Origin of the sequence: Paradevosia shaoguanensis (assembly GCF_016801025.1) — a bacterium.
Taxonomy (GTDB): domain Bacteria; phylum Pseudomonadota; class Alphaproteobacteria; order Rhizobiales; family Devosiaceae; genus Paradevosia; species Paradevosia shaoguanensis.
In genome coordinates this window covers 740,317-760,801 of sequence record NZ_CP068983.1, presented here as the reverse complement: position 1 = coordinate 760,801, position 20,485 = coordinate 740,317, and the positions used below count along the sequence as shown (strand labels likewise).

At 56.7% G+C, this 20,485-nt stretch carries 17 protein-coding genes and 1 tRNA gene; 10 read left to right on the top strand and 8 right to left on the bottom strand.

Annotation, left to right across the window (positions count from 1 at the left end; translation table 11 throughout):
* Positions 1-37 precede the first annotated feature (37 nt).
* Positions 38-2,662 carry a hypothetical protein gene (locus JNE37_RS03535; protein ID WP_203065326.1) on the bottom strand — a complete coding sequence of 875 codons (2,625 nt, stop codon included), beginning with the start codon at positions 2,660-2,662 and terminating at the stop codon, positions 38-40.
* Between the two features lie 193 nt (positions 2,663-2,855).
* On the opposite strand from JNE37_RS03535, the gene JNE37_RS03530 reads away from it, so the two are divergent.
* The gene (locus tag JNE37_RS03530; RefSeq protein WP_203065325.1) at positions 2,856-3,935 is read left to right on the top strand and encodes a tyrosine-type recombinase/integrase; all 1,080 of its coding nucleotides are present in this window, start codon (positions 2,856-2,858) and stop codon (positions 3,933-3,935) included.
* Positions 3,936-4,024: 89 nt separating this feature from the next.
* Here JNE37_RS03530 and JNE37_RS03525 read toward each other — a convergent pair whose 3' ends face one another.
* The 4 genes from JNE37_RS03525 to JNE37_RS03510 form a co-directional block, all read right to left on the bottom strand.
* Positions 4,025-6,352, bottom strand: coding sequence for a P-loop ATPase, Sll1717 family (locus JNE37_RS03525; RefSeq protein WP_203065324.1), 2,328 nt, complete (start codon positions 6,350-6,352; stop codon positions 4,025-4,027).
* A 181-nt stretch (positions 6,353-6,533) separates the two neighbouring features.
* A complete protein-coding gene (locus JNE37_RS03520) occupies positions 6,534-7,760 on the bottom strand; it encodes a hypothetical protein (protein WP_203065323.1) in 1,227 nt (408 codons plus the stop codon).
* A 398-nt stretch (positions 7,761-8,158) separates the two neighbouring features.
* Positions 8,159-8,533, bottom strand: a complete 375-nt coding sequence (locus JNE37_RS03515) for a hypothetical protein (RefSeq protein ID WP_203065322.1) — start codon at positions 8,531-8,533, stop codon at positions 8,159-8,161.
* Positions 8,534-8,732: 199 nt separating this feature from the next.
* Positions 8,733-9,095 (bottom strand): helix-turn-helix domain-containing protein, encoded by a 363-nt coding sequence (locus JNE37_RS03510; RefSeq protein ID WP_203065321.1) that lies wholly within the window; start codon positions 9,093-9,095, stop codon positions 8,733-8,735.
* A 112-nt stretch (positions 9,096-9,207) separates the two neighbouring features.
* Between JNE37_RS03510 and JNE37_RS03505 the strand changes: the two genes are divergently transcribed.
* Together JNE37_RS03505 and JNE37_RS03500 are read left to right on the top strand one after the other, a co-directional pair.
* Complete coding sequence (locus JNE37_RS03505; RefSeq protein ID WP_203065320.1) at positions 9,208-9,597, top strand: TM2 domain-containing protein; 390 nt, start codon at positions 9,208-9,210, stop codon at positions 9,595-9,597.
* A gap of 60 nt (positions 9,598-9,657) precedes the next feature.
* On the top strand, positions 9,658-10,680 hold the full coding sequence (locus JNE37_RS03500) for an ADP-ribosylglycohydrolase family protein (RefSeq protein WP_203065319.1): 1,023 nt from the start codon (positions 9,658-9,660) through the stop codon (positions 10,678-10,680).
* Positions 10,681-10,862: 182 nt separating this feature from the next.
* Here JNE37_RS03500 and JNE37_RS03495 read toward each other — a convergent pair whose 3' ends face one another.
* A complete protein-coding gene (locus JNE37_RS03495) occupies positions 10,863-11,915 on the bottom strand; it encodes a hypothetical protein (RefSeq protein ID WP_203065318.1) in 1,053 nt (350 codons plus the stop codon).
* Positions 11,916-11,931: 16 nt separating this feature from the next.
* Positions 11,932-12,120: a hypothetical protein gene (locus JNE37_RS03490; protein ID WP_203065317.1), complete on the bottom strand. Its 189-nt coding sequence runs from the start codon at positions 12,118-12,120 to the stop codon at positions 11,932-11,934.
* 325 nt (positions 12,121-12,445) lie between these two features.
* Between JNE37_RS03490 and JNE37_RS03485 the strand changes: the two genes are divergently transcribed.
* On the top strand, positions 12,446-13,783 hold the full coding sequence (locus JNE37_RS03485) for an AlbA family DNA-binding domain-containing protein (protein ID WP_203065316.1): 1,338 nt from the start codon (positions 12,446-12,448) through the stop codon (positions 13,781-13,783).
* A 306-nt stretch (positions 13,784-14,089) separates the two neighbouring features.
* Positions 14,090-14,163: transfer RNA gene (locus JNE37_RS03480), tRNA-Gly, on the top strand.
* A 29-nt stretch (positions 14,164-14,192) separates the two neighbouring features.
* On the opposite strand, the gene JNE37_RS03475 is transcribed toward JNE37_RS03480, so the two are convergent.
* The gene (locus tag JNE37_RS03475) at positions 14,193-15,050 is read right to left on the bottom strand and encodes a LysR family transcriptional regulator (RefSeq protein ID WP_203065315.1); all 858 of its coding nucleotides are present in this window, start codon (positions 15,048-15,050) and stop codon (positions 14,193-14,195) included.
* A gap of 200 nt (positions 15,051-15,250) precedes the next feature.
* On the opposite strand from JNE37_RS03475, the gene JNE37_RS03470 reads away from it, so the two are divergent.
* The 5 genes from JNE37_RS03470 to JNE37_RS03450 all read left to right on the top strand — a co-directional run bounded on the left by JNE37_RS03470 (position 15,251) and on the right by JNE37_RS03450 (position 20,456).
* Positions 15,251-16,666: an MFS transporter gene (locus JNE37_RS03470; protein WP_246513487.1), complete on the top strand. Its 1,416-nt coding sequence runs from the start codon at positions 15,251-15,253 to the stop codon at positions 16,664-16,666.
* Between the two features lie 216 nt (positions 16,667-16,882).
* A complete protein-coding gene (locus JNE37_RS03465; protein WP_035031585.1) occupies positions 16,883-17,473 on the top strand; it encodes an ankyrin repeat domain-containing protein in 591 nt (196 codons plus the stop codon).
* 10 nt (positions 17,474-17,483) lie between these two features.
* Positions 17,484-17,948: a nucleoside deaminase gene (locus JNE37_RS03460; protein WP_203065314.1), complete on the top strand. Its 465-nt coding sequence runs from the start codon at positions 17,484-17,486 to the stop codon at positions 17,946-17,948.
* 1 nt (position 17,949) lies between these two features.
* Positions 17,950-19,191: a cyanate transporter gene (locus JNE37_RS03455; protein ID WP_203065313.1), complete on the top strand. Its 1,242-nt coding sequence runs from the start codon at positions 17,950-17,952 to the stop codon at positions 19,189-19,191.
* A 71-nt stretch (positions 19,192-19,262) separates the two neighbouring features.
* Positions 19,263-20,456: an ROK family transcriptional regulator gene (locus JNE37_RS03450; RefSeq protein WP_203065312.1), complete on the top strand. Its 1,194-nt coding sequence runs from the start codon at positions 19,263-19,265 to the stop codon at positions 20,454-20,456.
* The last annotated feature ends 29 nt before the right edge of the window (positions 20,457-20,485 follow it).

Here is a 20,485-nt window from a genome sequence, read left to right as displayed (position 1 = left end):
GGTGTATGGGAAGTAACATTTACGGATTTGCTGTCTCTTATGAGATATTACTCGTTTCAAAGAAACAGTCAATATCTAGTTCAGGGTAATAAAGCTCCTTCAAAAGCGATATTGCCTTCATAGTTTGTGGCTCTCGTACTGACTGGTGTGGCTTGAAGACCTGCCGCTTGGCGTTATCCAAATCTGATATTTTGCATGAAACTCCGCATGAGGCTAATGCCTCAATGAAATCTTGGTGAGAGATTTTCCCTAACCTTGCAGATGCCTTGTCGAAGCCTGCTTGTTGACCTTTGAATGCTCGGGTCAAATCTCGCCGCAAACGGCTTATGGCCCCATCCTTCTTGCGGAGATAACGCTTGCTATTCTTGGAGAGTTTTTGTGTCTCCAGAAAGCGCTGAAATTCTTCGTAGTCGGCAACGCTCTTGAGAGTTTTCCTGGTCCTGTCGTTGTACTTATCCCAGGCGTCACGAAGATTTCGGAACTCCACGTCATCGGTTAGCGGCTCTGTATCAAACGACAGGTGCGTATACGTGGTGCCATTGAATTCAACAGAGCGATCTGTTGAATTCAGGGGACGACGTTTCCAGTCGTATTCCATAGACAGGCGCTTTGTCACGGAACGGCTGACGAAATCAGCCTCGTAACGAACCATATCCTTTAGGCCGATACCTGACGTGTATTGTATCGTCTGCTCTGGATAACGATTGAGGAATAGCTCTGCAACGAACGTATTTTCTTGAATCGTGTTGAAGAAACGATTGGTTTTAATGCCTCCCTTTTGCAGAACAATGTTGTTGTCATTAGAAGAGCCGCATTTCAGCGTGGCAGAGCCACGCGTTCGCCAACCGATCGGTTGGCGAATTTGATGCTTCACTTCCAAAGGCACGCTATCAACGTCGAGCGCCTTGCGGGCATCACTGAACGAGGTGAAAAGTTCACCTGATGTGGCTGCAAGTACCTGTTCGTCGCTTGCGTTGGAGAGGAAGCCGTCAGTCGTGACGCTAAACACCTGGACGTCCGGCGGGAAGGCATTGAGGATTTCTCCAAGCACGGCACGAACATACGAGGTAATAAAGGATGCGAAATATGGCTGTGTGATCTCACTTTCGGGCAAGAGGACCATTTGGTCCTCGCGGTGATCGTAAATCCGCTTCTCCCTCAAGCCCTGGGCTGTCTTCCCGTAAGTGCTATTTCCGACTTCCTTCCAAAAGAGATTTTCGAAGCTACCTTTGGGGTGCTTTGATCGTTCGCCGATACATTCAACGATGAAGTTCTTGAAAATCGGAACGGATTTATCGGAGTCGACACGTACTCCCTCATAGATCGCCATCTTGGCACCGAGCGATTTTGCCAACATGATCTCTGGTGCGGAGCATTCCGATCGTCCTTTGCGAGGGAAAAGAATGCCGTTGGCCGTGCGAACAGGAAGTGTTGGAAACCGAACTGCATCGGGGAACTCGAAGTCCACTACTGCGTACGCGAGATCGGTGATGTTGAGGTCGTCGACGCTGTCGAATGACCGGAGTGTCTCCCAATTCGGCGTCCCAATAAGCGACATGGCAGTAGTGTAGGCCGAGCTGAGGTCATGATCCCTCCATTCGCCTTCATCACAAATGCCGAAGGCGAACTGCTCGTTTCGTCCGCCGTGATAGGTGTCGGCAGCTAGCGATACATTGTGGTGCACCTTGCTCTGATAGGGCTTCTTAGTCTCTTTGCGGAAATACCCGAGTTTCTTTACGAACTGTTTGGTTTCAATCTTTTCGCGACCAAGAATCGTCAGGGAGTTCCAACCGCGCTCAGCCCAATCTTGCAGTACCTTTTTGGTGCCGAACTGGGTCAACGTAATTGGGAGCTTAAAGGTCTCGAAGAGAGTATCGAACTGACGCATGACCTTTTCAGCGTATCGCACACAAACTTCAGCGTCGCGAATGGCGTAGTGGCGGAACAAGTCCCAATTCTCGATATAGAATTGCTTCATGTTCTCTTTGATGCGCACATCCTCGTCGGGGTCGTTTGCCAAGGCAATCTTGGGCAGGCCAACAATTTCTCCGATATCGGCCAGCGATTTTGCGTTCCCAGGAGCCAACAAAATCGTGTCGCGCAATTGCACGAGGAAAGAGCCTCTTCCTCCTTCATCCCCAGAGATGCCAAGGGATACCTTGCTGTCCACAGAAACAAAGGTGTTCCTGATAGCCGACAATTGTTTCGCCGTTAAGGCAAAGTCCTCAAACGCCGGCAAGTCAGCTCGGGTGAAGTGCCCAATCAAGTAGACGTTGAAAGGAAGCACTTCATCTGGAAATTTTTGAGCATACGCTCCAATTACTGAAGCGATGAAGTCCGCAAACGGGAGACGCTCGCCCTCGTTAGGAAGGATAATACCACTGGCCTCCGTGGTGGCCTTGCGCAGATCACGATGAACAGCGCTGACCCAGTATTGGTACGAGATTACCTCATTCTTGGCTTCACCAGCGTGAATGTCGTCGCGATCAACGGCATCAATCGACTGATATTCGGTGTCAAAGCCAATGAGCAAGAAGCTTGTTGGCTTCTCGTTTCTCCTCGGCGCCGGAGCGATGCGGCTGAGTGGAATTTCTACATCAAGAAATTCTTCTCCGGCCCAGGGCGGGGAAATACGAAAACGATGACGATTGGAACTCTGCATGCCTGCCCCCACAATGCTGCTTCGTAAGCGGGTAGATGGAAAGATCGTTCTTTTTGACAAGAGCTCCGGCATGAAAAAAGAAGGGTCCACCAAGGGGTTGAACTAAGCGGTGGTGGCTCCCATGACGCCGTGAACTTGTTGTTGTCTGCGGATGGATGTCGGGGGGAAGGCGCTCTCAGGAAAGGAGCCTTCCATGCCTCTCGTAAAACGCGGAAACTCTAAATTCTGGTACGTCCAATTTCAGCTCAACGGTCGCCACTTCATCAAATCTACTCGGACGACCGATCGGAAGATCGCAGAGCGGATCGAGGCTCAGTTAAGGGCGGACGTCTATGCAGAGGTCGTCCTGGGCAAAAAGAAGCCGATGACGCTTGAGGCAACGTTGCAGCGGTTCTTGGACAGTAAGACCGGTACTGCCAATCACAGAAATCTCGTCAGCAGGCGAAAGACGATCCTTCGTATTCTTAAAGGATCGATGCTCGCTTCAATGCTCACCAGTGACGATCTCGAACACTATCGGACTACACGTGCGAAAGCCGGAATAGCTGCCCAAACGATCAAACACGAGCTCAACTTCATCATTGGGGCCATGAATGCGGCGCGAAAAGCGGGTTTCGAAATCCCCGAAATCCACGCTCCGACTGTCAAGGTTTCAAGTGGACGAACCCGCTATTTGACGTCAGCTGAAGAAGCTCGCCTGCTCGCTGCCCTTGATCCGACGAGGGTTGGAAACGGTCTGGCTCCGGTTGAACTGCGGGAGCCACGTAAGCAGCAGGAGATGCAAGACAACTACGATCTCGTTGTTCTGCTTCTTGATACCGGGGCCAGGTACAGCGAAATCGCCGATATCAGCTGGGAGAGGATTGATCTGCCTAATCGGATGATCAAGCTGTGGCGCTCAAAGGTTCAGAACGAGAGCGTGCTGTTCATGACCGACAGGGTGTTTGAGGTCTTGTCGCGACGTTGGGCCAATAAGACTTCAGAGCACGTCTTCACCAACAAGAATGGTGGTCCTCGAGGTTACCGCGTGATCGCGCTGCGGAAGGCTTTTGACCGGGCTGGGCTGACCGATTGCTCAATGCATACGCTGAGGCACACTCATGCATCCCGGTTGGTTCAGCTTGGCATGAGTGTTTATGAGGTTCGTGCAATCCTCGGACATTCCGACATCAGGACGACGATGCGGTATGCTCACCTGGAGCAGACTTCCGTTAGCTCACGAGCCCGAGACCTTATCAATAGGCTGAACTCGCAAGCTGGTGAGGTAATATGAGCAAGGGGGGGCAATCCTGGGGATCGGGTTCCTCAAGAGAGGAGCTTACCGATGCAATCCAGCAGCAACACTTCACCTACTTTTGAAGGTCAGCTTGACAGAGCGACATGAAGGGCCGGATTGGTGACATAGATCCCGTCCGCCCCCATAAGCTTAGCCTCAGCTTCAAGCCGCTTTGCATTGTACTCGAAATCGTAGATGTACCGGTCGCGACCGTCCTTGCCTTTCAGGCCAATGACCCCATACCACATCATTAGGGTAAAGGCTCGCTGAGCGTCATCCTGACCCAAGCCAAAGTCCTCAAACTTCTTGATAAAATCAGCTTTGGTATGAGCTTTCTCTGAGCCGACTAAAGAGTATAATATATCGGATGCAATTCCTGAAACGTCTTGAATCTCGAAGCCAAAATCATCGATCAAATATAGAGAGTGTTGCCTAACAGCATCGATGCAATCTTGCTGATCAACAGCTTGGTGGCCCCGATTGATGCCGTTTGAAATCGCATTTTCGATGATGTTTATAAGGAAACGGGGGCGCATTAGGCAGTGATCAACCAAGAAGTCAAAGGAATCTTGGCCATCAACTAGTTGTGGAAAAAACTCTCTCCACAATTGCTCGAAATTTTTTGACGTAGATTTCGTATTTGATTGCAAGCGCTTAAAAATAACCTGTTTCAGTTTTGCCCTGTCAGTCCAGTCGATGCGAACTTGACCAGCCTTTCCTCGGTCGGGTGTGGCGTTGACCAGTAACTCGTAAATGTCGTTGCGAAGGAAGACCACGGAGTGGAATTCGCGTTGGCTGCTGGCAAGGTCCCTCTTTATCTTGTCCAGCGTCTCGATAAGCAACCTAACGAGGCGCACGTCGAACTCGTCGACGCCGTTGGTCGGCCAACCTTTGTCGATGTTATCGAACAGAAGGACAAAGGATGACTTAGTTGACGAGTGCTTGAGTATGACCTTCTTTAGTTCGGTAACGCCACCTCGGAAGATTACGTTCGTCAGAAACTCCGGAGATATCGTTTGCCGCTTTCTTTTTGCCGCCTCTATCTCCTGAATTATAAAACGACCTAGTCGGTTGATCCGTGTCGTGAAGTCGCCGCTATCACCAATCTGATACGCCTCGACCCAATGGTCGATGTCGTTAACAGCTTCTAGTGCCCCTTGGTCGTGACGAGAGCGAAAATCAAACTCCCGCTTCATTGTGAGAACGACTTCCGTTAGGAGCAGAAAATACCAGAAGGCTGCCAACGTATGATCGAATGACCCCACATCGACGATCTTTCGAAGTTCCTCCCTAAACAGACTGAGTTGGTGAGACTCTGGCTTCAGGTCTGTGACAAATACGGATCGATCCTCACGAAAATTGTCACGCGCCTGAAAGAAAATGGCTGTCTTACCTGAACCCTTTCGTCCAGCAACAACATTAACTTCCCCTCGTAAAGTTTTGCCGAATTCGGCCGTCTCAACGAAATAGTTTGCTAATGTGCGAAATTCATTTTCTGCAGCGGACGCCCCTAGAGTGATTTGCTGAAGCGCGGTCCGCTTGCGTTTTGCTCCGATCCTCGTGATGGATTGACTTGCCACCAAGGCGGCTTTGCTGAAATCCTCGACGACCAATCCAATGGCCTTGTCGTCGGTAACCGGAGTAACAAATTCCCTAATGTCGGCAGGGTTTACGTCGCTGAAGTGCCGTTGCTGCAGAAGGAGCACACTACGCTCGAGACCGTGGCAAATTCCGGCGATAAACGCGGCACGTAGATTGTGTCTATCATGGTCCGCTATGTGTGAGGGCAATAATGGCAGAACTACCCCGGAGGAAGAACTGACTTGCGCAATCATGGAAACCGCTGAGAACCTCGCGACCTCAACAGGGTCAAAGCTCCGGAAATGGACTTTTGATGCTTTTACCGCTGATACGATCGCATTTCTGAAGTCGGTCTTGTGCAGCGTATCAAGCACAAAAAGTGGTTGGCTGGTGTCGACTTCTCGACTGTAAAGCGTGAGAAGACTGCTTTCAGGCAGGTTCCTAAGAATAGTTGCAAGAGATTCGCTATTCTCGTAGGTGCGATACCCGACACTGTCAAAAAGTCCGTCCTTCTGCACTTGTGCAACCGAGTCGGCGAATGACGCGTTAATAACAGGGGCTATTGTTTTGCCGAGACCGAGCGCAAAGCCAGCTTCGTAGTAGACATTGGGGTTTGGCTTGGTGATGTCGAACACCAAAGTTTTTGCATGCTTAATGTTGTCACGGACTGTGTCTGGTATGATTTGGCCAAATACACCCATCTCGGGCCAAACGAGTACTAGATCACTAGACTGACCATTGTTAACATAGCGAGCTGCAGCTTCGATGGTCGATCCTAGATCCTGTGGTTGACCCGGATACGCGAAGAACACTGGTGAAAAACGGCTAGCCATTAAATCCCCCAAGAAATGACTAAGTGACTATGCGTTATATTAAAAAAGTTAGAAATTTCAGAGCATCTGATTGGCGAGGCATGATCGAGTGCGACGGCAGGTACTCGATGCATTCTGGGAATCGGGGCCACATCCCGCTAACCAGCGTCATGCAGTGACCTAAGGCTCTCTAAAAAATTTGCTAAGAAGGAATGTCAAAAAGCATGAGAGTGATGACAACCTCCTTTGCAGCGTCGTTCGGGTTCGAGAGAACAAATCGGAATCGCGTTTCTCGTTCCGTAAATGGTCCGCGCTGATACCGGGAGTGCGTAGCTAAAGCACTTTTCGCGCTGTCTATAACCGCACTGAAATTGTTGTTTCGATTAAAGACGATGATCGCAGTTTTTGTGTCGCGCCAAGTAACATAAGAAAGTAGTTGGTCGATAGTCTCCGTCATAACCTTTTCACCACGCCATATCTTGCATTCGGCAATGAAGAGATTGGCGTTTTCGGAGCGCACGAGTATGTCGGTTTTACCTTCAGCGTTGAAGGTTTCACCGGTCGCGTTACCCTCATACTGGCCATTCAGCTGAACCAAGAAGTGGGAGCGGATATCCTCTTCGCCCATTCCCCGAAAGGCCTTGGGACTTCGTTCCATCACTGTTGTCATGTTCTCGATGATGGTCAGAATGTGTGAGTAGTCGACTTCGTCCATTGTTGGCTCGGGCGTGAATGGAGCGGTTGTGGTTGTGTTGGCTATTGCTGGAGTAATTCTTCTCCTTAGTTCGGGTGCACGGTAGGTCATTGGCGCATCGGCACGCTTCTTCATCGGGAAACCAAGGGCGGCAACCGTTCCTTTCTGTTGCAAAAGTGTGGCTTTGCGTTGCTCGACCCAATACCTAACGGCGCTGTCTATTTCAGCAGGTATGTTCCGAAGATCGTTCTTAATCTGATCGAGGTGCTGACGAATTTCGGCAATGGCGCCGTCAATATCGGCCCGGATTTGTTTCTGATCGCGTCCACTCGTCGGGAAGTAAATCACCAGTTCATGGGCCCCGATATCCGCTCTAAGTCCTGATAGCATACGTCGAGAAGGTTCGACCCGAAAGATGTCTCTGTTACCCTTGAACGGCAAATGAAAGACGACATAGTGCTCTCTGATCTTTTGCTCATGCGCGAAACCATAGTCGCGGTAGCCGCTATGGCGAGGAGCCGACTCAATTTCCTTTTCGTCGACCCAGACATCATCCGTTAGCAGTGTCGGTATATCGAGAGCATATTCCGCTTGAATGATGCCTATCAGATGGTCGGTGCTGCTATTGAGTAGTTCGTCCTCTCCGAAGCGGTCCGCACGGTCTACAGCATGTTGTGGGTATCCTCGTGCGATATCCAAAGCGCTGTTTCCGTCAAAAAGAATTTCTTCAGCCATCCGGTGCCATCCAACTAGGAGTGGCAACAAATAGCACGATCAACTCAACTTATAGAGAAATTGTATCTCATTGGCGGTTGTAACTCACGGAAACCATGTTGCAACAGCAAAAGAGCGGGTGCCGAAATGCGTGCAGGATTGTTCGGTTCGCGAGTCCAGCCTTCTGTGCAGGTTGAGTGTTAGTGTCATCCACTGAGGTGTTATCAGAGCCAATCAGCTGTGATCGCCGCCATCACACCAAAAACTGGTAGAGCATAAGCTTAACAAGCTTATTTCTTACCGACGAAGAGCCCTGGTTTTCCTAAGAAATCCAATAGTCTGTTCTCAACCTGGGGCAGTTTCCGTGCTGCCCTGGCGGCGAGATGGCGAGATCGCTCGCCATCTCGGATATGAAATTGCTAAGCAGCCTTCTTGAACATGAAGAAATCGACTTCGTTGGGTGCGTCGTTAGGTGCGAGCGCCATTACGGGCACAGAAGGATCAGCCGTGAAGAGGCCAAACGACAGCGTCCCCATCGACGTTTTGAATGGCCCCATCTGAGGGACAAACTGTGCGGCAGTGGTCAGCTGCTCAAGGTAGCCTGCCGCTGTGAGATACGAGAGGCAGCTTGACTGGGTCAGATAGTCGAGCACCTTGTCCCACTGAGGATTGTCGTCCCCAAATTCTTCCAGTTCAAACGGAAAGGGATAGTCCGGTTCACGCTGAGTCAAAGGCGTGATTGAGTTAAGGTATTCCGCTTCGGAGCGTGTGATGCGCCGTGAGGTTGCCTTCATGATCTGACCCGTCGAATATGGTGGGGTATCGATCCGCTAGCAGACGCGGTTCGCAAAGCCGTTGTTCCCCCATGCAACAGCGTCACATAGCTGGTGACATGTTTTGATGTCACAAGGGGCATAATCCACTATTTCTTTTTTCGACTTAGTCCTTGATTGATAAGGGCCGGTTACCCATGGGTAACTGTCTGGTAGCAGCTTACTGCTTCTTTTCGGCAGCTAGCTCTGCCAGGCGAACAAGTTCTTCAAGCCACTCTGCTGGCAGCCCTTCGCTAACCAGGAGAAGGCGGTTTAGCAGTATCCGCCGTTCGGCCTCTCCCTCGATTGATTGGCTGGACCACCCAGCGAGATAGTCGGGGCGAGCATTCAACGCGTGCGCCAATGCTACAAATATCTCGAATGTTGGGCTGTTAACGCCGGTCTCAAGCTTGCTCAGCGTAACGGGTGACGAGTCCGCTATTGCAGCCAGCTCGTCTTGCGTAAGCCCGGCCTGTTTTCTGGCTGCTTTGAGGCGTTCAGCGAAGCCTTGAGCTGCTTGCAGCGACTTTTCACGTGGCGTCATGCCCATCTGATGAGATGGGGAGTGCGGCAATCACATATCCAACGGCACTAATTTGCGTTGAAAGTAGTGCAATTAGACGGTATTAGCGGCAGGACTGATATTGGGGGATGACATGAGCCTGGAGATTAAACCCAGCGTCGCGAAGCAGTTGCCTTCCAGCGTGAGAAACGCGTTGGGAAAAATGCCCGGTGAGCAACAGTCTGTATTCGAGGAGGAATATTCCAGAAAGCGCCGCAACGTTGCGCTGTACGGGATATTGGCCATTTTCTCGATCGTCTTTCCTGTCCATTTTTTTATGGAAGGAAGGCCGGGCCAGGCCATCGTCTTCTGGCTAACAGGTGGTGGCCTTGGCATCTGGTGGTTGATTGAGATCTTTACGGTCTGGGGCAGGACCGGGCGTCACAATGAGGATGCGGCGATCTCCATTCTGCGCGACATGAAGATCATGAACAGCGGCAACAGCAATCCGACCGTTATCATCGATCAGCGTATGACCGGTTAGTTTGTTGCCTCTACGTTGAGGTATCGAAGAAAGGGGCTCCGTTCAAAACGGAGCCCCTTTATGTTTGAACTTAATGGTCCCATCGACCGAGAGTCTGCGGTTCTCGGTTGTTTCCTCGGTGGAGCATGCGGTGACGAACTTGGGTCCCCGGTCGATTTCCTGACGCTTGAGCAAATCCACCGGCAATACGGACCTACCGGCATCCACGACTTCGCTCTTGCCTATGGACGTCGTGGTGCGATTACGTCATCCACACAGATGATGCTGTTCACTGCTGAGGGCATCATCGATGCTTTCGATAAAAACCCTGCGGCCTCGGATGAGGATATCATTCGTCGGGTTCATCTGGCTTACCTGCGATGGTTGGCAACGCAGGAAGACCTTGATGACATCCTTGTTCCTGCTGATCAGCCCAAGTTGTTGATATCGACGTCCGAGCTTCACCAGCAACGAAATCCAAGCTTCTCTTCCTTGCAATCATTGAGGGAAGCCCGGCCTTTGGGGGGCCCTGTGGCCAATACGTTTAGCGGTCCTAGTCCGTTGGTAAGAACTGCTCCGGTGAGTATCGTCCTCACAGGTGATCCGATGAGGGCCTTTGCTGTTGCAGTTGCCTTAGCCCGACTGACACACGGTCACCCCTCTGCCTACGTTCCTGCTGGAGCGTTTGCGATGATCCTGGCGTTCATCTTGGAGGGAATGGCTCTCGATCCCGCTATCGAGAACACGCTGGATTTCCTGCAAACTGTTGAGGATCACCAGGAAACGACCAATGCTCTGATCTATTCTCCATGGCCGGATTCTGATCCAAAGCCACGAGCTACGTGGATGGGCTGGGGATGGACGGGCGCTGAAGCACTTGCCATCGCCTTGCACTCGGTAGCCTCATCGAAATCGCTAGAGGCAGCCGTCATTGCTGCCGCCAATCATGATGGAAACTCAGGTGCTACGGCTTGTTTGGCTGGGCAGCTAGCCGGTGCAATGTACGGTGCTGAAACCATACCTGGTCGGTGGGGCGAGGGGCTCGAACTACGTACCATCTTGGAAAATATCGCCACGAATGCCGGAAAATTGGTAGCTTCGTGATTTGAGAGCTTCTGCCTCTTATTGCCGTCCGTTCGGCCGCGGGCTCCGTGTGACCGTCTGGTGCCAGATTCAGTTAGAGCACTAGCAGGTCATCCTTCTCCTCATACGCCTCCCTGCCTTCGATGATGATTCACTTGCACACGTGCTCGAGCAGCGTTCTGGCCTGTGTGATCGCTATTCGTTTAGCTGGTTACGAACCATTCAGGATTGCTCGTCTGCAATGCCTTCTCTTTCTCCTGAAACATCGGCCAAATATGATAGTCGTTATGATCCCGCGCGACTTTTATGACCAGCTCTCTCAGTTTCGAGCGATGGGTGGGCCATGCCCAAAGCGACCGGTTTTCCATCAGGCTAATGGCTCCGAGAACGCCATCACGTGCAGCAAAGCGTTCCCAATCATTGTGCGTATCCGAGCTGAAGCCCGAGTATGCACCGAGGCGAGTTGCCAAATCGCTGGCGTCAACACCTCCTGATATGTATCTGCCAACAATCTTACGCAATTGCCAAGAATACTGCGCTGAATGTTCTTTCGCTGGGTCGTCGATTTGCCAGCGAGATATAATGCCGTCAAGGTCGGCTTCAATCGGCGTAAGCTTGTCAAACATCGCGACAAGGATTGCTGCCCATTCCTGATTGATGGGAACCCTCATGGGAACTGTCCAAGCCTCGCGCACCATGGAATAGAAGCTATCCTGTCGTATCGGTCGCTCCCGTTGAAAGACGTCATCGTGAAGCCACGCGTTAGTCGCGGCGATTTTTAACGCGACGCCGAACTCCTCGTCATCGAGCCTCCTGAATGGTCCGGTACGTGTGAAGAATAGCTTCATCACATCATCGGCCGTATAGGGATTGCCCACTAGGAAGGCCATTTCTTGGATAGCATTGCTACCGCCAGTATCCAATGGAGCAATTGGGCCGCCTCCACTGGCATGGTAGGCACGCATCGTTAGTCGATCATGATGTGGCAGCCGCGTGTACAGTTCATCAGCGATCCGCTTAGATAAACCAAATCTCGCTAGCCCATGATCGATAAGCGGATCGTTGCGCTCCATAAGCGTTGCTTCGCGGCCAGCCGACCACTCACTCGATCCATGGAGAATGAGGTGAAGGATATCGGAGTGGCTCATCCCATGCGGTGATGGTCGCGTGAGTGTTGATAGCCAGTCGTAGGCAGCTTGCGGCGAACAAAGCACCAGATATCGGGTTTCGACTTGCTCTTCGACCGCTTTGTGCATGCTCATCCCTGTATTTCTACGGTACCGAGTCTAGGTGATTATGGTTGTCAGGCGCAATCGCGGCAAGAACATCTCCCAGCCGCCAGAGCTGGTTACCCCAGCCAAGCGCGCCGAGAGAGAGCGGTAGATCGGCAAGGTCGGGATGCTGCTCGCGGAGCAGCGCGGCTATAAGGTCGGCGGTGATTTCAACCCGCTCACTATCCATTCCGACGCTCCCTCTCTTTTCCAGAATGACAGCGAAGCAATCGGACTTAATTATGTTTCCGGGTGCCCTTGCCTGGGATGGGCGAGTGTCAACTTCCAAAAATCGGGCTGAGGGTCTGCGGCACCAGCGGAATGTTTCCTAGTCTCATAAAGACGTTGGTTGCTGGTTGACCACGAATAACTCGACCAGAAATTCTGTTCGTAGAGGAGCGAGGTTGACGCATTAATTCTTTCAATGAGAGCCGGGATTTGGCGGTGAGCGAATCTCGACTACAAGAAATTACACGACAGCACGGATCGAATCGCAGATCGCCAGGATAGAGGACATGCCGACAACCGAAGAACTGCAGCCCTTTCTTGTTGAACCGCGCGAGGATCTTGCTGCGGAATACAAGACCTGGCTGGATTTAACGACCAATGACCACAAGGCAATCCTGGCCAAAGCCAGCATTGCCATGGCTAACCATGGCGGCGGTTACATTATTGTAGGTTTCGACGATCAAGGACACCAGTTGACATCGGTCGCCAGGCCGGCTGCCGTTCCGGAGGTGTCGCAGGACGTTGTGAATGCCGCCATTCAGCGGTTTGCCGCACCGGCATTCCATGCCGAAGTTTATAATGTGCCTCACCCGGCCAACGGCATTGTCCACCCGGTTATCGTCGTTCCGGGCAACATGACGGAGCCAGTCATGAGCAAGCGCGACTGCCCGGGGGTGATTGCCCAGAACCGCTGCTATATCCGGAAGCCTGGACCTCGCAGCGAAGAACCACAGACAGGCGACGAGTGGCGTGAGCTTCTGCGGCGCTGCGTGCTCGCCGGCCGCGAGGATATGCTTGAGGCTATTCGCTCCATTGTGTCCGGCCGCGTCGAACCGGCTGCCCTGCCCCCTGATGCGCGGGCAGAACTGCACGATTTCCTCGAGCAGGCCCGGGCCCGTTGGGAAGAACTATGCGCCAATCTGCCCGAAGACGCTGCCGCACGTTTTCCGCAAGGGTACTATGAAATGGCCTTTTCGCTGGTCGGAGCAGAGTCGGCACCAAATCTAGGTGAGCTGCAGAACCGTCTCCAGACCGCGCACCGGCTGAGGCTAACCGGCTGGCCGGCATTCCTCATGATGAACACAAATGAATGGGCCCCTTATCCCCATGAGGACTTTGTTGAAGCATGGGTCGGCCGCCCCTCCGACCGGCAGCGGAACTATGAAGATTCCGCCCACGCAGATTTCTGGAGGGTTTCGAAGGGTGGGAAACTCTACACTATTCGCGGTTACAGCGAAGATAGCCATGCCGAGCGGCTCGCGCCTGGCTCCGCAATCGACATCACCCTGCCTGTCTGGCGAATTGCGGAAGGCCTGCTTTTTGCGGCCAGGCTTGCCGAAACATTCGAAGAGGTGGAGGCAATTTCCGTCGAGTGTCGGTTTACCGGTCTAAACGATCGAGTGCTGACCAGCGTGAACAGGGATCGGGCGGTCTTTGATGATCGCACCAGCCACACACCAGAAATCGTGCTTACAGGTCAGGTAACTTTGGATCAGGTACGCGACAACCTCACCGAGTTTATGCATCAGCTTCTTACTCCGCTCTATGAGAGGTTTGACTTTTTCCAATTGAGCACCGAGCTGGTCGACACAGAATTGGGCCGCTTGCGCAGAGGCCGGTTCTGATGCCGGCTGGTGACACCATCGTCTGATACATCGAGCCTCAGAGTTTGGCCCTGAGGCCAGCAAAGATTGGGGCGCATGAGCTGAAGGGCGGATCGGCCTATGGGGCCGAGACGATGATCGTCCTGATGCATTTGCCGGTGCTTTCCAGATGATCCCGAGACCTGAACGTCGCCAGGCAGCGGACCTGACAATCCGGCTTGGGAACTAGCCCGCTGGCAGCGACTTTCCGCGCCCAACTCCCATTCCGCCCATACCCCCTCCCACGATCTTGACGCCATCGCCCTTTTCCAGCAAAAGAAGCGCGTCGCGGGTGTAGCTCAATGGTAGAGCAGCAGCTTCCCAAGCTGAATACGAGGGTTCGATTCCCTTCACCCGCTCCAATTCCCTTACATCCGCGTTAGCCGCCGCCTCATTGTGCCGAGGCCGCGATGAAGCGTTCTGCGAGCGCCGAGCCCATGCTTTCCACCAGCTCGCCCACCGCGCCCGCCGGTTCCCAGGAATAGATCGAAACCACCATGGAGGGTTCCGGGCCGAAACCGGCATAGCGGCGCACGCGCCGGCCCGTCGTCGTGCCCACCGGCAGCAGCGAAAGCCCCATGCCGGCCTCCACGGCCACCAGTACGCTTTGCAGGCTGCTGCCCGAAAATGCGATGTACCAGCGGCGTCGATCCTGCTCGATGCGCTCGAACATGGCGTCACGGTAAAGCCCACCCGGGGGAAACGCCACCAGCGGTAGCGGGTCCGGCCATTCCGCGGCGAAAGTGGCGCTTTCGAACCAGGCGATTGCCTCGGGGAACGTCGCCCGGTGGTCGTCACCCGGCGACGGCTCCTTGATCACCACCACATCGAACTCCCCGTCACGATAGCGCTTGGAGAGGTCGCGGCTGAGCCCCGTCGTCACGTCGAGCCGGATCTCGCGGTGGCGCTTGGCGAAGCCGGCAAAGATCCGCGCCATCTCGACCGTCACGATGTCCTCGGGCACCCCGATGCGGATCGAGGACGTGCCCGCCGGGTCGGCCAGCAGCGTCTCCGCCTCGTGCTGCAGGGTCAGGATGCGGCGCGAATAGCCGAGCAGCCGCTCGCCCGACGCCGTCGGCCGCACCGGGCGCGCCGCGCGGTCGATGAGCTCGCGCCCGACCACCTGCTCGAGCCGGCCCAATTGCTGGCTGATCGTCGATTGCGTCATGTGCAACTTTTCGGCCGCGACGGTGAAGCTGCCATTGTCGGCAATGGCCACGAAGGCGCGGAGCAGGCGAGGGTCGAGCATGGTCGTGCATTCAGACTACGAATGAATTCCATCAAGACATGTCATTTGCCGATGGCGTCGTCCAGCGCTACGCATTTGTGACCGGTGATCGTTGAGGGACGGCACCGGGCAGCCATTTTCGAGAAAGTCGAACAGCCGCGCGGCCAGCCCTGGTCTCGTGCCGGGAAAGGTGCGGCCTGTTCCAGCCTGGAGAACCTTCGATGTTGTTCGCATTCCGCCGCAATGAGCTCTCGCCCCCAGGCGTAGGGCTGCCGCGACGCGAGCGCACCATCGCGGTCACCGCCATTCTCATCAACGTGGCCATGGCCAATCTCGATTCCGCCATCGCCAACACGGCTTTGCCCACCATCGCCCGCGATCTCCAGACCACCGATGCCCAGTCGATCTGGGTGGTGAGCGCTTACCAGATCGCCATGGTCGCCACGCTCCTCCCGGCCGCCGCGCTTGGCGAGGTCATCGGCCTGCGCCGCGTCTCGATGGTCGCGCTTGTCCTCTTCACCATCGCTTCGCTCGTCTGCGGCATGGCCCCGACCTTTCAATGGCTCGTCGCCGGCCGCGTGCTGCAGGGCATGAGTGCCGCCGGCATTCTCGGCCTCAGCGTCGCCATGATGCGCTCCATTTATCCGCGCGAGCTGATGGGCGCCGGCATGGGGCTCAATGCCCTCGTCGTCGGCATGTCCTTTGCCGCCGGCCCGACCGCCGCCTCCATCATCCTCAGTTTCGCCAGTTGGCACTGGCTGTTCCTCATCAACGTGCCGCTGGGCATCCTTGGCATCGTCATGGGCCTGCACTCGCTGCCGCCCACCATTCGCGGCGGCTGGCGCTTCGACCGGCTGGCGGCGCTCCTCTGCGGCGTTGGCCTCGCCACGACCATCTTCACCCTCAATGCCGTCACCCGCGGCGCGTCCTGGCCGCTCACCATTGCCGGCGCCGTCATCGCGGTGGCTGCCATCCTGGCTCTGCTGCGCCGCCAGATGGGCAGCCCCGCGCCGATCCTGCCGGTCGATCTTCTCCGTCGCCCGGTCATCGCGCTTTCGGCCATCTCGTCCTACCTCACGCTCAACACCCAGGCGCTGGCCTTCATTTCGCTGCCCTTCATGTTCCAGGCCGTGCTCGGCTATTCCCAGGTCGAAACCGGCTTTCTCATCACGCCCTGGCCGGTCTTCGTCGCGCTCACCGCGCCCTTTGCCGGGCGCTGGTCCGATAAGCTCCCCGGCTCGCTCATCGGCAGCTGCGGCCTTGTCATTCTCGCCATCGCCATGGCGCTGCTCGCCACGCTGCCGGCCCAGCCGTCCGCGCTCGATATCGTCTGGCGCATGGCGCTGTGCGGCGTCGGCTTCGGTCTCTTCCAGTCGCCGACCATGCGCATCGTCATCATGGCCTCGCCCGCCGAGCGCAGCGGCGGGGCAGGGGGTGTTTCCAGCATCGTGGGCAATCTTGGCCAGGCCACCGGCGCCGCCCTTGTCGCGGGCCTCTTCAACCTGTTCGGCTCGCAGGGAGCCATCATGGCCTTGTGGATCGGCTCGGCCTTTGCGCTCATCGCCAGCGGCGTCAGCCTCATGCGCCTGCGCCACAGCCTCGCCGGCTTCTTCGCCGCCGAAGTTTTCCGCGAATGATATTCATGTTCTTACTGATAGCAATCAGAACATTTAATTTTCAAATGTCTTGAGCGCACACTATCTCTCTATGCGGCTCCTTCGAGCCCGCAAAGTCGAAGTATTGTCGCTGCGGCCACGGGGGTCGCGCGCACTTTGAGGAGAGGCGTAATGATCCGAATTCTATCGATACTCGCGGCGATCCTGACGCTCGCCTCGCCAGTTCTGGGTGATGACATGAACGAAAAGCTGCTGTCGGCTGCTGCCGGCAATGATGTTGCGACCATCAATGCGCTCCTCGCCACCGGCGTCGAGATCGACGCACGCAATGCAGCGGGCGAAACCGCGCTGCTCGTCGCGACCCATGCCAACAATGTCGAAGCCGCCCGCGCGCTCATCGATGCCGGTGCGGACGTCAACGCCAAGGATCGCATCAACGACAGTCCCTATCTCTATGCGGGCGCCCGCGGCCATCTCGAAATCCTCAAGATGACGCTCACTCACGGCGCCGACCTGCGCAGCATCAATCGCTATGGCGGCACCGCGTTGATCCCGGCTTCCGAGCGCGGCCATGTCGAAACCGTGCGCACCCTCATCGAGGCGGGCGTCGATGTCGACCACGTCAACAATCTCAATTGGACCGCCCTGCTCGAGGCGATCATCCTCGGCGACGGTGGTCCGCGTCACGTGGCCATCGTCAAGCTCCTCCTCGATGCCGGCGCCGATGTGAACCTCGCCGATGGCGATGGCGTTACCCCGCTGGAAAATGCCCAGCGTCGCGGCTTCTCCGAGATCGCCAACGTTCTCCTCGCCGCCGGCGCGCACTGAGGGGCCGGCCATGCAGCACTATCTCCGCCAGGCCATCGAACTGGCCTTCGCCAATCTCGAACGCGGCGGTCGCCCCTTTGGCGCGGTCGTCGTCCGTGATGGCGAGGTTATCTCTACCGGCGTCAACGATGTCGTCGAAAGCCACGATCCGACCGCCCATGCCGAACTCCTGGCCATCCGCGCCGCCAGCCAAATCCTGGGCTCGCCCAGCCTTGCCGGCTGTTCGGTCTATGCCAGCGGCCACCCGTGCCCGATGTGCCTTGCCGCCATGCGCCTGGCCGGCGTCGAAAGCGTCTCCTTCGCCTATTCCAACGAGGATGGCGAACCCTTCGGCCTATCGACCGCCGCGGTCTATGCCGACCTCGCAAAGCCTTTCGCCGAGCAGTCGATGAAGATCACGCACGATCCGGTGCGCCTCGACACGCGTCCCGCGCTTTATGCCGAATGGGCTCGTCGCCAGGGCACCAAGGGCTGACATGTCCACCGAAGAAACGTTGCGCAACCGCCTGCCCATGCTGGCGGTAGTGGTCGTCGTGGGGCTCAACCTGCGTCCCTTCCTCACCGCTGTGGGCCCGTTGGCCGCCGATATCAGCGCGCAAACTGGTCTCGCCTACCAGGATATGGCCCTGCTTACCCTCGTGCCCATGCTGCTCATGGGCGCGCTGGCTTTCCTGGGCCCAGCCATCCAGCGTCGCTTCGGCGCCCGCCGTGCCGTCATTGCCGCGCTCATCGTCCTCGCATCCGGTTCCCTGCTGCGCTATTTCGCCTGGGATGGCCGCGTGCTGATCCTCACGGCCGTTCTCTGCGGCCTCGGCGTCGCCGTGGTACAGGCGCTCTTTCCCGGCATCATTAAGCTGCACTTTCCGGATCGCGTCACCTTCGTCACCGGCCTTTATTCCTCGATGCTCATGGGCGGCGGCGCGGTCGGCGCACAGGTCGCCCCGCTCGTCGCCAAGGCCACTGCCGATTGGCGCCTCGGTCTTGCCTGGCTCGCCATTCCCGCAATCATCGCTGTCCTCATGGCCGCCCGCTTCCTGCCACGCGCGAACGGGCAGGGCGCCTCGGCCCCCGCAATGGCATTCCTGCGTCGTCCGCGCACCTGGCTGCTCATGCTGAGCTTCGGCCTCGTCAATGGCGGCTATTCCACCGTCGTCGCCTGGCTCGCTGCCTTCTATCAGGGTCACGGCTGGTCGGCCGCTGCCAGCGGCAGCCTGCTCGCCATCGTGGCTCTCGGCCAGGCCGCCTCCGCGCTCCTCATGCCCATCCTCGCCTCGCGCAACCTCGATCGTCGTGGCTGGATCTGGCTCACCCTCGCCATGCAGCTTATCGGCTTCGCCGGCCTCGCCTTCCTGCCCTATACCGCGCCCGTCATCTGGGCCCTGGTCGTCGGCGCAGGCCTCGGCGGCTGTTTCGCGCTCACCATGGTGGTCGCGCTCGATCACCTGCCCAACCCGGCCCAGGCCGGCGCGCTCTCCGCCCTCATGCAGGGCGGCGGCTTCCTTCTCGCTGCGCTTCCGCCGTGGATCGTCGCCACGCTTCACGAGGCGACCGGCGGATTCATCGCCGGCTGGATTCTCCATATCGGCTGCGTACTCGTCGTCTCGCTTCTCGTACTCCGGCTAAATCCGGCGGGCTATGCCAAGGCCATGAGCCTCCCCAATGCACAGTCCAACTCACTGCAAAACCAGGCAATTTCGTCCCCGGCCTCCTCGCGCTGACTCTACTTGACAGACGTCGTCTCCAAGGCGCTTAATGACTGTAAGGAAAGTTACCAGACGGTCTTATCGCCATGGAAGTCCTCGCTGGAAGCCCCCGGCTTCTTCGCAATCTCAATGAGAAGGCAGTCCTCGAGCGGCTGCTCGATCAGGGCTCCCTGACGCGGATGGAACTCGAGGCCTTTACCGGCCTTTCCAAGCCCGCCGTCTCCGATCTCCTCCGTCGTCTCGAAAGTGCGCGCCTCATCCGCCGCGATGGCGAAAAGGCCGGCACCTACGGCCCCAAGGCCGGCCTCTGGTCGCTCGAACCGCGTTCGGCCTGCGTTGCCGGCGTCGGCGTCACGCCCCACGGCCTCGACGTCGCCATCGCCGATATCACCGGCGCGCTCCTCGCCGAGGCGCAGATCCCCAAGACGCCCTCCGAGTCCTACCTCGCTGGCCCCGAACTCCACCGCGTCATCGATGAAGCCGCCTCCCGCGCCGGCATCGCCGTCAAAGATCTCGACCAGGTCGTGGTCGGCCTCCCCGGCATCGTCGACATCCAGACCGGGCATCTCCGCAAGGGCCAGCAACTGCGCAACTGGGAAGGCTTCGATATCCCGGCCTCCCTCATGTCCTCGCTCGGCCACAACCACGTCATCGTCGAGAACGACGTGAACCTCGTCGCCCTCGAGGAAATGGCGGTCGGCGCGGCCAAGGGCGTGCAGACCTTCATCCTTTTCTTCGTGGGCGAGGGCGTCGGCGGCGCGCTGGTGCAGGCCGGCCGCCTCGTGCGCGGCACCACCGGCAGCGCCGGCGAACTCGGCGGTGCCGTCGTTCCCGAGCGCCTGGCTGCTCCCGGCGAAGCCGTCCGCGTCACGCTTCTCGAAAACCTGCTCTCGGTCGAAGGCATAGATGCGCTGCTCACCGCGCACGGCCTCTCCAATGCCGATCACGCCGCCGCCGTCCAGGCTGCCGCCGCCGATGCCGATCGACACGGCGCCTTCCTCGACGAGCTGGCCTATCGCTTCGCCGTGGGCCTTGCCGGCGCCATCGGCATTCTCGATCCCGACATGGTGGTGCTGGCTGGCGAGATCGGCCAGGCCGGAGGGCGCGTCCTGGCGCAGCGCGTGAGCGCGCTGCTCGCTGCCCTCCCCATCGCATTGCCGCAAATCGTCCCGACCGCAGTGAGCGCCAAAGCCGTGCGCGCCGGGGCCATCGAACTCGCGCTCGAATACGCACGAGACCGAGTGTTCACGGGAGGCAGCGCCGCACGCGGCCTCCCGTGAAAGAACCACGCCTGCCAGTTGATGAAGAC

What these genes read in the sequence shown, in the direction of transcription:
- JNE37_RS03535 (WP_203065326.1), bottom strand. Translation starts at nt 2,662, where the DNA reads ATGCAGAGTTCCAATCGTCATCGTTTTCGTATTTCCCCGCCCTGGGCC.
- JNE37_RS03530 (WP_203065325.1), top strand. Translation starts at nt 2,856, where the DNA reads ATGCCTCTCGTAAAACGCGGAAACTCTAAATTCTGGTACGTCCAATTT.
- JNE37_RS03525 (WP_203065324.1), bottom strand. Translation starts at nt 6,352, where the DNA reads ATGGCTAGCCGTTTTTCACCAGTGTTCTTCGCGTATCCGGGTCAACCA.
- JNE37_RS03520 (WP_203065323.1), bottom strand. Translation starts at nt 7,760, where the DNA reads ATGGCTGAAGAAATTCTTTTTGACGGAAACAGCGCTTTGGATATCGCA.
- JNE37_RS03515 (WP_203065322.1), bottom strand. Translation starts at nt 8,533, where the DNA reads ATGAAGGCAACCTCACGGCGCATCACACGCTCCGAAGCGGAATACCTT.
- JNE37_RS03510 (WP_203065321.1), bottom strand. Translation starts at nt 9,095, where the DNA reads ATGACGCCACGTGAAAAGTCGCTGCAAGCAGCTCAAGGCTTCGCTGAA.
- JNE37_RS03505 (WP_203065320.1), top strand. Translation starts at nt 9,208, where the DNA reads ATGAGCCTGGAGATTAAACCCAGCGTCGCGAAGCAGTTGCCTTCCAGC.
- JNE37_RS03500 (WP_203065319.1), top strand. Translation starts at nt 9,658, where the DNA reads ATGTTTGAACTTAATGGTCCCATCGACCGAGAGTCTGCGGTTCTCGGT.
- JNE37_RS03495 (WP_203065318.1), bottom strand. Translation starts at nt 11,915, where the DNA reads ATGCACAAAGCGGTCGAAGAGCAAGTCGAAACCCGATATCTGGTGCTT.
- JNE37_RS03490 (WP_203065317.1), bottom strand. Translation starts at nt 12,120, where the DNA reads ATGGATAGTGAGCGGGTTGAAATCACCGCCGACCTTATAGCCGCGCTG.
- JNE37_RS03485 (WP_203065316.1), top strand. Translation starts at nt 12,446, where the DNA reads ATGCCGACAACCGAAGAACTGCAGCCCTTTCTTGTTGAACCGCGCGAG.
- JNE37_RS03475 (WP_203065315.1), bottom strand. Translation starts at nt 15,050, where the DNA reads ATGCTCGACCCTCGCCTGCTCCGCGCCTTCGTGGCCATTGCCGACAAT.
- JNE37_RS03470 (WP_246513487.1), top strand. Translation starts at nt 15,251, where the DNA reads ATGTTGTTCGCATTCCGCCGCAATGAGCTCTCGCCCCCAGGCGTAGGG.
- JNE37_RS03465 (WP_035031585.1), top strand. Translation starts at nt 16,883, where the DNA reads ATGAACGAAAAGCTGCTGTCGGCTGCTGCCGGCAATGATGTTGCGACC.
- JNE37_RS03460 (WP_203065314.1), top strand. Translation starts at nt 17,484, where the DNA reads ATGCAGCACTATCTCCGCCAGGCCATCGAACTGGCCTTCGCCAATCTC.
- JNE37_RS03455 (WP_203065313.1), top strand. Translation starts at nt 17,950, where the DNA reads ATGTCCACCGAAGAAACGTTGCGCAACCGCCTGCCCATGCTGGCGGTA.
- JNE37_RS03450 (WP_203065312.1), top strand. Translation starts at nt 19,263, where the DNA reads ATGGAAGTCCTCGCTGGAAGCCCCCGGCTTCTTCGCAATCTCAATGAG.